The organism is Arthrobacter sp. ISL-48 (assembly GCF_018613805.1).
GTDB lineage: Bacteria > Actinomycetota > Actinomycetes > Actinomycetales > Micrococcaceae > Arthrobacter.
In genome coordinates, this window is sequence record NZ_JAGGPL010000009.1 from 245,873 (window position 1) to 258,874 (window position 13,002).

The window sequence follows — 13,002 nt, forward strand, 5'->3', positions numbered from 1 at the left end:
TTCCCTGCCGACGTCTGGTTGCCTCCGGCAACGAGACGTAAACTGACCTTCGAACCACACCCTGTGGGACCGAACTCATGGCTTGGAGCCCGATGCTCTGGAAACTGCTTGTCGAATACCTGCGGCCGCACCGGCAGCTCCTGATCGCCGTCGTCGTCTTCCAGCTGGCGCAGTCCATCGCGTCGCTGTACCTGCCCACCCTGAACGCGGACATCATTGATCAGGGCGTGGCGAGGGGGGACACGGGGTACATCCTGTCCACGGGCAGTGTCATGCTGCTCATCACGCTCGCCCAGATCGCCTGTGCGGTGATCGCCGTGTATTTCGGTGCGAAGGCGGCCATGGGCCTGGGGCGTGACCTGCGCGGCGCCATCTTCGCCCGGGTGGGGGAGTTCTCGGAGCAGGAGGTCACCCGGTTCGGTGCGCCGAGCCTGATCACCAGGTCCACGAACGACGTCCAGCAGGTCCAGCAGCTGGTGCTGATGAGCGCCACCATGATGGTCGCCGCACCCATGCTCAGCATCGGCGGCGTGATCATGGCCATCCGGCAGGACGTTCAGCTGTCCTGGCTGATCGCCGTCTGCGTGCCAGTGCTCCTGGTCGCGGTAGGGCTCATCGTTACCCGGATGGTGCCGCTGTTCCGGAAGATGCAGACCCGGATCGACACCGTCAACCGTGTCCTGCGCGAACAGCTCACTGGCATCCGGGTGGTGCGGGCCTTCGTCCGCGAGGACATGGAAACAGCCCGTTTCGCCCAGGCGAACGCCGACGTCACGGACGTTGCGTTGCGGGCCGGCCGTCTGATGGCGCTGATGTTCCCCGTGGTCATGCTGGTGCTGAACGTCTCCAGCGTGGCGGTGATCTGGTTCGGCTCGTTCCGGATCGAGGACGGCTCCATGCAGGTGGGCACCCTGATTGCCTTCCTGAGCTACCTGATGCAGATCCTGATGTCCGTCATGATGGCCACCTTCATGGCCGTGATGATCCCCCGCGCGGCCGTCTCCGCGGACCGGATCGGCGATGTGCTCAGCACCGAGTCCAGCGTCCGGCCGCCGCTGAATCCCGTCAGCAGTGCGGCTTCTTCCGACGGCGGACGCCGGGGGGAACTGGAAATGCTCGACGTCGGATTCGCCTACCCGGGTGCCGACCAGCCCGTCCTCAGCGGCATCTCCTTCACGGCCACGCCGGGACAGACGACGGCGATCATCGGCAGCACAGGCTCCGGCAAGACCACCCTGGTGAACCTCATGCCCCGGCTGTTCGACGCCACCACGGGCTCGGTCCGGATCGACGGCGTGGACCTGCGCGAACTGCACCCGGACCTGCTCTGGGGGCACATCGGCCTGGTCCCGCAGCGCCCCTACCTGTTCTCCGGGACCGTGCGCAGCAACCTGCTGTACGGCAAGCCGGACGCCACCGAAGAGGAACTCTGGACCGCGCTGAGCATCGCCCAGGCGCAGGACTTCGTGGAGCGGATGGAGGGCGGGCTGGACGCGCCCATCTCGCAGGGCGGCACCAACGTCTCCGGCGGGCAGCGGCAGCGCCTGGCCATCGCCCGGGCCCTGGTGAAACGGCCCGAGCTCTACATTTTTGACGACTCGTTCTCGTCGCTGGACACGGGCACGGACGCCCGGCTGCGCCAGGCCCTCAAACAGAACACCGCCGGCGCCACGCTGGTGATCATCGCCCAGCGCGTGTCCAGCATCGTGGACGCGGACCAGATCCTGGTGCTCGACGACGGCAGGATCGTCGCGCGCGGATCGCACGGCGAGCTCCTGGAGACTTCGGAAACGTACCGCGAGATTGTGTCCTCGCAGCTGGCAGCGGAGGAGACAGTATGAGCGCGCAGCGTCCCGGCCCAGGTGCCGGAACCTCCTCGGGACCGGGTGCCGCCTCCCGGACCGCACCTGCCGCCGTCGAACGCATTCCCCGTCCGGCCGGCGGACCTGGCCGCGGCGGACCATTCGCCGGAATGAACATCCCGGCCGAGAAGGCGATGAATTTCGGCGGCTCGGCCAAACGGCTGCTGGGCACCCTGCGGCCGGAGCGGGCCTGGCTGCTGCTGGTGCTGTTCATGGCGGTGGCCGGCGTGACGCTGCAGGTGATCGGGCCGAGGCTGCTGGGGGAGGGCACCAACCTGATCTTCTCAGGCGTGGTGTCCAAGCAGCTGCCGGCCGGGGTGACCAAGGCAGAGCTGATTGCGCAGCTGCGGGCCGCGGGGGAGAACCAGAAGGCGGACATGCTGAGCCCCATGGCGCTGACGCCCGGGACCGGGATCGACTTCGCGGCGCTGTCCTCGGTGCTGACGTGGGCGCTGGTGCTGTACGTGCTGGCGTCCGCGTTCATGTGGGTGCAGGCGTATGTGCTGAACGGGGTGGTGCAGCGGACAATGTTCGGGCTGCGCGAGGAGATCGAGGCGAAGATCAACCGGCTGCCGCTGCGGTATTTCGACTCCATCCAGCGCGGTGAGCTGCTGAGCCGGGTGACCAACGACGTCGACAATGTTTCGCAGAGCCTGCAGCAGTCCATCAGCCAGGCGGTCACATCCGTGCTGACCGTGGTGGGCGTGCTGGTGATGATGTTCATCCTGTCGCCCACGCTGGCGCTGATCGCGCTGGTGACCATTCCGTTGACGCTGGGGATCACGGCGCTGATTGCCAAGCGCTCGCAGAAGCTGTTCGTGGCGCAGTGGAAGCACACGGGGGAGCTGAACGGGCAGATCGAGGAGACCTACACCGGGCACGCGCTGGTGAAGGTGTTCGGCCGGCAGCGTGAGGTGGGCGAGAAGTTCCGGCAGAAGAACGTGGAGCTGTACGAGGCGAGCTTCGGGGCGCAGTTTATTTCGGGGCTGATTATGCCGGCCATGACGTTCATCGGGAACCTGGTGTACGTGGGGATTGCGGTGGTGGGCGGCCTGCAGGTGGCGTCCGGGACGATGCAGCTGGGCGACGTGCAGGCATTCATCCAGTACTCCCGGCAGTTCACCCAGCCGCTGGCGCAGCTGGGGTCGATGGCCAACCTGCTGCAGTCCGGGGTGGCGTCGGCGGAGCGGGTGTTCGAGCTGCTGGATACCGACGAGCAATCGACTGATCCTTCGCCTTCTGAGGCTCCCGACGGCGGCCGGGGGCGGCTGGTGTTCGAGAACGTCTCGTTCTCCTACTCGCCGGACAAGCCGCTGATTTCGGACCTGAGTTTGGTGGCGGAGCCGGGGCAGACGGTGGCGATCGTGGGGCCGACAGGTGCCGGGAAGACCACTCTGGTGAACCTGATGATGCGGTTCTACGAGCTGGACGCCGGGCGGATAACGCTCGACGGCGTGGACGTCACCGCGATGACGCGCAACGAGCTGCGCTCGCGGATGGGCATGGTGCTGCAGGATACGTGGCTGTTCGGCGGCTCCATCCGGGACAACATCGCATACGGGCGGCCTTCGGCATCCGAGGCGGAGATCCTGGAGGCCGCTCAAGCGACGTATGTGGACCGGTTCGTGCACTCGCTTCCCGAGGGCTACGACACCGTGCTCGACGACGAGGGTTCCAATGTCTCTGCCGGTGAGAAGCAGCTGCTGACGATTGCCCGGGCATTCCTGGCACGGCCGTCTGTGCTGATCCTGGACGAGGCAACTTCTTCCGTGGATACGCGGACCGAGGTGCTGGTGCAGAAGGCCATGAGTGCCCTGCGGTCCGACCGGACTTCTTTCGTGATCGCGCACCGCCTGTCCACCATCCGCGATGCCGACCTCATCCTAGTGATGGAGGCCGGCCAGATCGTGGAGCAGGGGACGCACGCCGAGCTGTTGGCTGCGGGTGGGGCGTACTCGGCGCTGTACGAGGCCCAGTTCGCAGCTCCGGTGGCGGAGGTTTAGCCGTAATTCCCTTAGAACAGCGGCCAGGGCACCGCCGACATCTCACCGCTTGGAGCCGGAAACCGCCCTGCCAAGCGCAACCGGGCGCAGCGCGCGGCGAGTGAAGCGATTTCTTCGGTGCTGAGCAAGTCAGCTAGGTTTCGGCCCAGCTCACCGTGCAGTTCTTCGCTGACACGATCGAGGCTGTCGCGTTCCTCGGTGGTCAGAGCGTCTCCCAGCCACCCCCACAGCACCGTGCGCAGCTTGTGGTCACAGTGAAAGGTGAGCCCATGGTCCACGCCGTGCCGGTGTCCGCCCGGCATGGCAAGAATGTGGTCGCCTTTGCGGTCGGCGTTGTTGACGACCACGTCGAACACCGCCATGCGTCTGAGCGCTGGCGAGTCTTCGTGAACGAGGGCGACCATCCGTCCGTTCTCATCTTGTCCCTCGAGAACGTGTTTCCAGCCCGTCTCCGGCACGTTGTCCGTCGCGACCAGGTTCACGGCGCGTTGGGCGGGGTCTTGCTCCTGCCAGAGCTGCACCATTCCTTCGCCCATCGGACCATCGCGCAGCCAGGTGTGCGGCACGACGTCCCAGCCGAAGACCTGCGAGACCAGGTAGGCGGCCACCTCCCGGTGGGCCAGGGTGCCGTGGGGGAAATCCCACAGCGGACTTTCGCCTGCTATCGGCTTATAGACGACCACCACGTCGCCGATGCTGCCCAGGAAGGTAGCGTTAGACGCCGTCGTGATGCGGCCGGTGAGCGTCAGCTCGGCGGTCACTAGGTCCGGCGCTGGCATCAGACTTCGGGAAGGGTGCAGATGTGCCCGTCGGCGTCTATGGGGTAACCGCAGAGCGAGCAGATTGGACGCCCGGCGCCCACGACCTCACGGGTGCGCTTGGTGAATGCGCGGGCGGTGCCGACCGGCATCCGCACCAGCAGCATTTCGGGCTCGTTAGCGCCATCCTCATCAAGGGATTCGTCGTTGTCATCAGGATCGACATCGGTGATGGGGTAGGCCTCTATGACGACCTGCGCCGTCGTTGGGTCCCAACCTAAGCTCATGGCGCCGGTCCGAAACTGCTCCTGAACGGCCTCGAGCTGGTCATTGTCGACAAGTTCAATGGGAGTACTCGTGGGAACGCTGAAGGGGTTGCCCTCGACGGTGATGAGCTGGTCGAGAATTTCGTCGATCTTCTCGGCGAGCAGAGCCGACTGCTGCTTCTCCAGGGCAATACTCACGATCTGCGTCCCGGCGCGCACCTGCAGGTAGAACGTGCGCGCCCCCGGAAGGCCAATGGTGCCAACGACGACCCGATCAGGCCAGGCAAACTCGTGAACGCGTGTAGGCATGTCAGTATTTTAGGCACATGACGTTCATGGCGCCTTGTGCCCTGCGCCGCCGCCCACCGGCGCATCGCCAGAATCGATGCCGTTCGACAGCCACGACAGATCCCCCGCGTCGGTGTTGGTCGCATAGACGCTCGGCCGACTAGCGCCGTAACCCACAATCGATACGGAGGCGGGGCCCACGTTAATACGCTGGAACAGGTCAAGGTGCATGCCGAGCGCGTCGGCGAGGATTGACTTGATGATGTCACCGTGACTCACCGCCACCCACACGGCCCCTGGCCCGTACTCGGCTTCGAAGGCTGCATCGTGGCGTCGAATCGCTGCCACCGACCGAGCCTGCATCGCGGCCATGGATTCACCGCCCGGAAAGATGACGGCGGACGGTTGCGACTGCACAACCGACCACAAATCCTCCGTCGCGAGATCACTGAGTGTGCGGCCCTGCCACTGGCCGTAATCGCACTCGGTGAGATCGGGATCGACCGACGCGTACGGAGTGCCAGCCTGGCGATCGAGGATGAGCTGGGTGGTCTGCTGACAACGCTCAAGAGGGCTCGACACCACCCCGACTACGGGCACGGCTGCGAGCCGGTCTCCGGCCAGAGCCGCCTGGTCGCGCCCGATCTGGTCCAGGCTGACGCCGACGGCCCGACCGGCCAGCAGCCCAGTGGCATTGGCTGTGGTGCGGCCGTGCCGCACGAGAATTACTGTCGCCATCCACCCAGCCTAACCACCGGGTTGCAAAGGGGTAGAGCGTCCTTGGAATAGGCTGTTTAGCGGATTCATCCTGTAGTCGATCGCGTGGAGGCAGTTCTTGAGGGGTTTACTGGTCAGTGGCGAAGCCATGCCAGGTGGGACTTCAGTAGCCCCGGCAGGCGACAACTGATGTCGGCTGTGAGTACCGCAACCCGGCCAGTCCGCATCAGCTCGAGCCCTTTGCAACTGCAAACAGTGGAGCCTTTGCTGGAGTCTGTCCAGGCGGAAGTCGGGAATGTGCCGGCATTATTGGCTATCGCAGAGAACCTCGGGCGGTCGGCTGCACGCCCGGGCGTAGGGGAGACTGTCCGGCTCTGGGAGCTCCTGGCCTCGGTGACGGCAGTGGATGTGGCTGCTGGTCGCGTGCTTGAACCACATCTTGATGCGGTGGCGATCCTCTCGCAGTCCGGTATGCCAATGGACGCCATGAATGGAGCCTGGGGTGTATTCGCGGCCGAAGGCCCGGGCCTGCGCCTTGAGGCGACCAGGGACGGCGCCGGCGGCTACATCCTGACCGGGACTAAGCCCTGGTGTTCGCTGGCTGAGCAGCTCCGCGGCGCTGTGGTCACAGCGCACCTTCCTGACCGGGACGGCAGGGGCGCCTTCGCGGTCAATCTTGAGGACCCCGGAGTGGCCTGCCAGACACCGAACTGGATCAGTCGCGGACTGAGCGAGATCCCCAGCGGGAACGTGCATTTCGCCAGCGTCCCAGCAACGCTTATTGGTCAACCGGGATGGTACTACGAGCGTCCGGGCTTCGCGTGGGGTGGCATGGGCGTGGCTGCGTGCTGGTTCGGCGGGGCAGTGGCTGTGGCCCGCGAGTTCAGGGATTCTTTGGTCAAAGCCGCGGAGCGTGGTCGCGAACCGGACCAGGTTGCCTTGGCTCATTTGGGTGAAATTGATCGGATCATCGCTGCTTCAACCGGGTACCTGGCCGGGGTTGCCGAGGGTATCGATGCCGGGGAACTTTCCGGCTCCAACGCGTGGAGCGAAGCGCTGCGCGTCCGCGGCGCAGTAGCCACCGCCGTCGAGCGCATTCAAGCGTTAGTAGTGCAGAATTTAGGTCCGGGCCCGCTGGCCTTCAACGAGAATTACGGTAAGCGAATGGCTGACCTATCGCTTTATATCCGGCAGCACCATGCGATGCGTGATGACGCCCAACTGGGCGCCCTTACGCTGCAACGGGACTGCCCGTGGTGAACTTTTCGCACCGAGACGCCGGGACCGCCGAGTCCGTCTGGGCTGCCTGCGGCCTCGACGGCCTGCCGGAGCTCCCACTGGACGCAGCTGAACTTGAGGCCATGACCTTTGTTGTGCTTGCTGCGCACCCCGATGATGAAACCCTCGGCGCGGGCGGGCTCCTGGCGAAGCTGCATGCCGCTGGGGCCGCAATAGAGGTCCTGCTGTGCACAGCTGGCGAGGCTTCCCATCCTGAGTCGCAAACCACGACGGCGGAGCAGCTTGCCGCTGTCCGGCTCAGTGAATTCCAGAGCGCTGTGACTGGCCTTGCTCCCAGCGCGGCGTGGCGGTTCCTGGAACTGCGCGATGGACAACTGGCCTCTGACCCTGCCCCTATCGCGGCTGCAGTTCGGGAAGCCATCACCCGATCTGGGCGTCCGGCCGAAAGGGTAGCGATTGTGGCTCCGTACCGCGGGGACGGCCACACTGACCACGATGTCCTGGGCACTCTTGCGGCAGAGGTGGCTGACGAAGGTGGCCACGGGTTGCTGGAGTACCCGATCTGGTACTGGCTTTGGGCCAGTCCGGAAGATCCACTCTGGAAGTCCTGGGTGCAAGTGCCACTGGCCCCGGAAGAACAGCACGCGAAGGCAAAGGCCATGCGTTCCCACGCCTCGCAAACCAGTCCTCTCTCCGACCAGCCCGGAGACGAAACACTTCTGTCCGAGACCTTCCTGGAGCACTTCTCCCGCCCCCGGGAACTGTTCGCATGGCATCCGTCGGAGGCCGGTACCAATAGCGCAAACGACGCTGAGCGGATCTTCGACGCGGTGCACACCCGCGACGAGGATCCGTGGAATTACACCTCCAGCTGGTACGAACGGCGCAAGAGGGCCCTGACGATGGCCGTCCTGCCGGAGGAGAATTACGACTCCGGGCTGGAACTCGGCTGCTCAATCGGCACTCTAAGCGTTGACCTGGCCCAAAGGTGCCGGCAGTTTCTTGCGGTGGACGCCAGCAGCGCAGCCCTGGCCCGGGCAGCGGAGCGTCTTTCTCTCTACCCGTCAGCCCAGACACGGCAGCTCACTCTCCCGCGTGACTGGCCAGAGGAACGCTTCGACCTCGTGGTCATGTCCGAAATGGGCTACTACCTCGCCCGGGATGAACTCTCTGATCTGCTGAGACGGGTGGAAGCCTCCACAGAACCTGGCGGCACACTTGTCCTTTGCCACTGGCGCCATCCAATCTCCGGCTGGCAGCTGGACGGGGAAGCTGTACACGACCTGGCCCGCAGTCAACTCCGATGGCGCACCAGGGGGCTTTACCGGGAAAAGGACTTTGTTCTGGAGGTGTTGGTCGCGCCGACCATGGTGCCATGACACCGCTGCCGATCTCCCGCGTGGCAGTGGTCGTGCCTGCACACAATGAGGAACAACACCTGGCCCGCGCCCTCTCCGGCCTGCTGGCTGCCGCCGATGCGCTGCAGCAGGAGCATGCTCAGGTTGACGTCACCGTCACGGTGGTGCTGGACAGCTGCACAGACCGCTCGGCCGACATCGCAGCCGCGTACCTTTCCACCGACTCACGCTTCAATACTTTGGAGGTTCGCCTGCGGAGCACCGGGGCCAGCCGGGCGGTTGGGATAGCGGCAGCTATGGAGTCGCTTGGTACAGCGGCCAGTATGAACACCACATGGCTGGCCAACACGGACGCCGACTCCACCGTTCCCGGTCATTGGCTCACCCGGCAAGTGGGACTGGCCAACGCAGGAGCCGACGCGGTACTTGGAACCGTGCAGCCCAATCCCAGCGATCTGGACTCTGCGGTCCTGCGCCGCTGGCTGGAACATCACCCGTTCCGGGAAGACCACCAGCACATCTACGGCGCCAACTTCGGGGTGCGTGCCTCCGCCTACCTCACGGCAGGCGGCTTTCCGAAGCTGCGCGTCCATGAGGACAGGATCCTGGTGGAGCGCCTTCGCCGGCACAACTTCTCCGTTGCAGCAACTGACACTATCCGGGTACTGACATCCGGACGCACACTTGCCCGGGCACCCCAGGGCTTCGGCGCGTATCTGCGCGCTCTTAGCCGGGAACTGCGCGAACAGCACCTCTAACACCCACTAAAATTACTCTCCTCCAGGCCATCGTCTCCCGCAGCGTCCGCCTGCCCGTCTCCGTTGAGGTGACTGTCGAAACCACCGGAACCATGCTGATGGGATCCGAGATCGGCGCGGCGCTCACCTTGGCCCGAGCCGCTCGGCGTCGTGTCCTTCTCCTATTCGCCGGACAAGCCGCTGATCTCTTCTCTTTCTTTGGTAGCTGAGCCGGGGCAGACGGTGGCTATTGTCGGGCCCACCGGGGCGGGCAAGACCACGCTGGTGAACCTGATGATGCGGTTCTACGAGCTGGATGCGGGGCGGATATCGCTCGACGGCGTCGACGTCACCTCGATGACGCGGCTTGAGCTGTGCTCGCGGATGGGGATGGTGCTGCAGGATAGGTGGCTATTCGGCGGGACCATCCGGGACAACAATGCGTATGGCCGGCTCGAGGCTTCGGAGGCGGAGATCCTGGAGGCCGCGCAGGCGATGTATGTGGACCGGTTCGTTCGGTCCCTGCCCGAGGGGTACGATACGGTTCTCGACGACGAGGGCTCGAACGTGTCGGCGGGGGAGAAGCAGTTGCTGACCATTGCGCGGGCGTTCCTGTCCCGGCCGTCGGTGCTGATTTTGGATGAGGCGACTTCTTCCGTGGACACCCGGACCGAGGTGCTGGTGCAGAAGGCGATGAGTGCGCTACGGTCTGACCGCACGAGTTTCGTGATCGCGCACCGCCTGTCCACGATCCGCGACGCCGACCTCATCCTGGTGATGGAGGCTGGCCAGATCGTGGAGCGGGGGACTCATGCTTCTTTGTTGGAGGCGGGTTGGGCGTATGCCCGGCTGTATGAGGCGCAGTTCGCGGCTCCGGTGGCGGAGGTCTAAGAGCGCTACGCAGCAGGGGCGTGCTGGTGCTTTTGTGGTTACTTTGGATGTGGGTCGCTGGCTGGGAATTTTTAGCTGTTTATGTTGGCGAACATTTTCGCTGGTTCTTATGTAATAAAAGCGACTTCTGTCCTCCGCGTAGTTCCAAGTCATAGGCGGATCCCGGGTGAGGGAAGGACCGCTTGTTCAAGCACCCGGTGTTCCCCAAGGAGGTGGCCGCCAGGGTCAACGGTGGAGCAGGGGACTGTCTTCGACGTAGCGGAGGACCGGCTCAGTTTCCGAGCGGATAGGTCCCGTAGACGACTGGACGGATGCCATCGAGCGGAAACTGACGGGGTTGGTAACACCTTATGGGATTCCCTGCCGGACCTACCGTACCTCCGACACAGAGTGTCCTGTCTTGCCGGCCGCGAGGAAGGTGTAGAGTGCTGACAAGATCGCCTGAGGCGCCTCTAGCCTCTAGCTTTTGAACCGTAAAACCGACACTGCCAGCGCATCAAAAGTCATAGCCAAAACTTGAACTCGTGGCACGAGTGAAGGTTGTTCAGTTTTTTCTTCGAATCGAGGCGGGAATAAATAATGGGTTCTGCAGCACTTCTGACGGTTTCAAGAGTTGAAGATCCAACAAAGGTCATTGAGGCCCTTGACCACGGAGACATCTCATTCTTCCCCCGCTCCTCTGATGACTCTCCCGAAACTACCCTCGAATTCAAGGGGCGGCGCTTTTACGGAGAGGCGGATATTCTCGAGAATATCGATAGCATCGCTGCCAGCATCCATTCAGCCCGATAGGTCGGGCTTTGGTCAATATCGCCCTTCTTGCGTCACCTGGAGTCGGCTCTCGTCTCGTTCGTGAGCAGTTGCTACGGGCCTTACCAGACATGGGCTTGCATGATGTTGACGATGAACTCATACGCCAAGAGCATCTCTGGTTGAATGCGCGGTTACGGTCAGTCCCTGCTCAAGCTCGATCGATTCGATCATTAATCGAAGGTTTGACTAGGGATGCCTTATTAAACTATTGGAATGAAGCTTATCAGGGAATCATTGACCATATAGTTCAAAATAAGGTCAATACTAACGTTGTATCTTTCCACCCTTCATATTATTCTTCCCGCCGCAGTGAATTTTATTCCACATTAGCTTTTCCAATCTCTCAGCGAGATGACCTTCGATTCTCTCATATCATTCTCTTGATAGATGACATTTATGATATACAACGTCGACTCGGCGGAAAGAATGATATTTTCGACCTCAAGAAGAGGCTGGACAGGCACCTGCTTTCACAACGCCTTGATGTTTATCAGGCAGCAAAGGGGGAACTTCCAGACCATATGGGTGAAACGTGGGAGTCTTTCCGTTCAGAAAATCTGAACGCCGTCCTGTCTGACATTGCTACCTGGCGTCGATTTGACATGGTGCAGGCGGAACTCCTCGCCCGGGCCCATGACTGCAAGCTAACCGTCCTGGGCGTGAAGCACCCGTTCCGCTCACTTGTTGAACTGATAAAGGATCCGAACAATTCAAAAACCGCCTACCTTTCCCACCCGATTTCGCGACCCCGCCGGGCCGTTCTGGCTGGTACAGTGGCGGACTGGCCAGAGGTTGTTCTCTCCAGCAACAGGCTAGGAGATCGACTTGCGTCAGAAGGCGTCGACTTAGTCATGCCGACATCGATTGACGAGTTTCGGATCATGCCTGCTCCCGACGAGACTCGTCCTTACGAGAGGCCATATCGGCTTGGTAAACGCTGGCCGGACTTGTCCCCGACTGGAGCGATAGTTCCCAATGAGAGTCCAGCAGACCTTGCGGTTCTTCCCGATTTGCTTACTGAACTCAAATTGGGAACACATGCTAGGGGCCTGGAGAAAATGATAATCGGCGAAGTGCCTTTCCGCGACCACTTCCTAGTTAGTAATACTGACTCGTTCTTCGTATACCGACCGCTGTTTGGTGTCAAGACGTCGGAGTCCACCAAGGAGCGTGGTGGCTCGTTCTCTGGTGGCGTCCAAGCCGAAATTGACCACTGGGTTGACTCATGGGATTCGCAAAGCTTCGGAACTCGGAAAAGACGCGCTCTGTTCACCCATTGCCTGAGTGATATTGAAGAAATTGGATGGCTTTGGGCCGGAAACCAACCCCAGAATATAAATGAGCGTAAATTGCACGTCAGAGGTGTAGAGCAGGCACTTCGGTCACATCTTCGCGAAGAGTACGGACTCAAACGCTTTGATATTGAGAATGTGCTGCAGGGTGAGCCGCTACGCGAAGACATGCTTGATGCCGCAGTTATGGACGCCAGTCACGATGCTGGCGAACTGCGAGTTCAAGCCTATGAGACGGCTGGGAAGAGTTACCTGGTCCAGTACCTTTCGGGGGGAATAGAGCGACAGGACGTTTTAGACTCTGGCGACGTGGGCATTTTCCTAGTGGATGGGGAAGAACTTTTCGATAATGATCTTCGTGAGTGTGCGGCGTTTCTTCGAGGCGAGAGTTCATGGCCGACGCTACTGCTAGACCAAGGCGGAGTCCTTGAACGAGGTTTAGGGGTTGCCGCCATCGGAGAATGGGTGGAAGGCCTCCTCGCTCCGAGCTGATTTCCTGAATGTCGAAAACACTCCGCCATCAGCTACCCTGAACCGCAGATTTACTCTCCGGAGGGAAAGCAAGGCAGAGCCTGCACACGTCAGACCTTGCCTCTATATTTGGCCTTTCGCCTCTTTGAGGCGCTTTGCTTCCAATTTCAGTCCCTTCCTTCTAAAAACAACGTCCACGGCCGCGAAGTTGAAACCGGTTGCATCCCACCCTCCAGCCAACAGTTGTCTGCCTGTGAAAACCAACGGCAGGTTTCTATCCCACATACGGGCTCTTCACGGTTGGTGG

General features: G+C 62.3%; 10 protein-coding genes and 1 pseudogene. 8 read left to right on the forward strand and 3 right to left on the reverse strand.

Annotated elements, in window-relative coordinates; genetic code table 11:
- Positions 1–92: 92 nt before the first annotated feature.
- Together J7E83_RS11745 and J7E83_RS11750 are read left to right on the forward strand one after the other, a co-directional pair.
- Positions 93–1,841 (forward strand): ABC transporter ATP-binding protein, encoded by a 1,749-nt coding sequence (locus J7E83_RS11745; protein ID WP_214962273.1) that lies wholly within the window; start codon positions 93–95, stop codon positions 1,839–1,841.
- Positions 1,838–3,865 carry an ABC transporter ATP-binding protein gene (locus J7E83_RS11750; RefSeq protein ID WP_214962216.1) on the forward strand — a complete coding sequence of 676 codons (2,028 nt, stop codon included), beginning with the start codon at positions 1,838–1,840 and terminating at the stop codon, positions 3,863–3,865. The genes J7E83_RS11745 and J7E83_RS11750 overlap by 4 nt, the downstream gene beginning before the upstream one ends.
- Before the next feature lie 11 nt (positions 3,866–3,876).
- Here the strand turns inward: J7E83_RS11750 and J7E83_RS11755 are convergent, their stop codons facing one another.
- From J7E83_RS11755 to J7E83_RS11765, 3 genes are read right to left on the reverse strand one after another with little or no spacing between them, the layout of a single operon-like run.
- Positions 3,877–4,644: an SCO1664 family protein gene (locus J7E83_RS11755; protein WP_214962218.1), complete on the reverse strand. Its 768-nt coding sequence runs from the start codon at positions 4,642–4,644 to the stop codon at positions 3,877–3,879.
- Positions 4,644–5,198 carry a DUF3090 domain-containing protein gene (locus tag J7E83_RS11760; RefSeq protein ID WP_214962220.1) on the reverse strand — a complete coding sequence of 185 codons (555 nt, stop codon included), beginning with the start codon at positions 5,196–5,198 and terminating at the stop codon, positions 4,644–4,646. Before J7E83_RS11760 ends, J7E83_RS11755 begins: the two co-directional genes overlap by 1 nt.
- A gap of 24 nt (positions 5,199–5,222) precedes the next feature.
- Positions 5,223–5,915 carry an MSMEG_4193 family putative phosphomutase gene (locus tag J7E83_RS11765; protein WP_214962223.1) on the reverse strand — a complete coding sequence of 231 codons (693 nt, stop codon included), beginning with the start codon at positions 5,913–5,915 and terminating at the stop codon, positions 5,223–5,225.
- 168 nt (positions 5,916–6,083) lie between these two features.
- Between J7E83_RS11765 and J7E83_RS11770 the strand changes: the two genes are divergently transcribed.
- The 6 genes and pseudogenes from J7E83_RS11770 (at position 6,084) to J7E83_RS11795 (ending at position 12,716) form a co-directional block, all read left to right on the forward strand.
- Positions 6,084–7,154 (forward strand): hypothetical protein, encoded by a 1,071-nt coding sequence (locus J7E83_RS11770; RefSeq protein ID WP_214962225.1) that lies wholly within the window; start codon positions 6,084–6,086, stop codon positions 7,152–7,154.
- Positions 7,148–8,512, forward strand: a complete 1,365-nt coding sequence (locus tag J7E83_RS11775; RefSeq protein WP_214962226.1) for a bifunctional PIG-L family deacetylase/class I SAM-dependent methyltransferase — start codon at positions 7,148–7,150, stop codon at positions 8,510–8,512. Before J7E83_RS11770 ends, J7E83_RS11775 begins: the two co-directional genes overlap by 7 nt.
- The gene (locus J7E83_RS11780) at positions 8,509–9,249 is read left to right on the forward strand and encodes a glycosyltransferase family 2 protein (protein WP_214962228.1); all 741 of its coding nucleotides are present in this window, start codon (positions 8,509–8,511) and stop codon (positions 9,247–9,249) included. Before J7E83_RS11775 ends, J7E83_RS11780 begins: the two co-directional genes overlap by 4 nt.
- 150 nt (positions 9,250–9,399) lie before the next feature.
- Positions 9,400–10,119 (forward strand): annotated as a pseudogene (locus J7E83_RS11785) (ABC transporter ATP-binding protein); the annotation flags it as partial.
- Between the two features lie 579 nt (positions 10,120–10,698).
- Positions 10,699–10,911 carry a hypothetical protein gene (locus J7E83_RS11790; protein ID WP_214962232.1) on the forward strand — a complete coding sequence of 71 codons (213 nt, stop codon included), beginning with the start codon at positions 10,699–10,701 and terminating at the stop codon, positions 10,909–10,911.
- A gap of 8 nt (positions 10,912–10,919) precedes the next feature.
- On the forward strand, positions 10,920–12,716 hold the full coding sequence (locus J7E83_RS11795; RefSeq protein ID WP_214962234.1) for a hypothetical protein: 1,797 nt from the start codon (positions 10,920–10,922) through the stop codon (positions 12,714–12,716).
- Positions 12,717–13,002 lie beyond the last annotated feature (286 nt).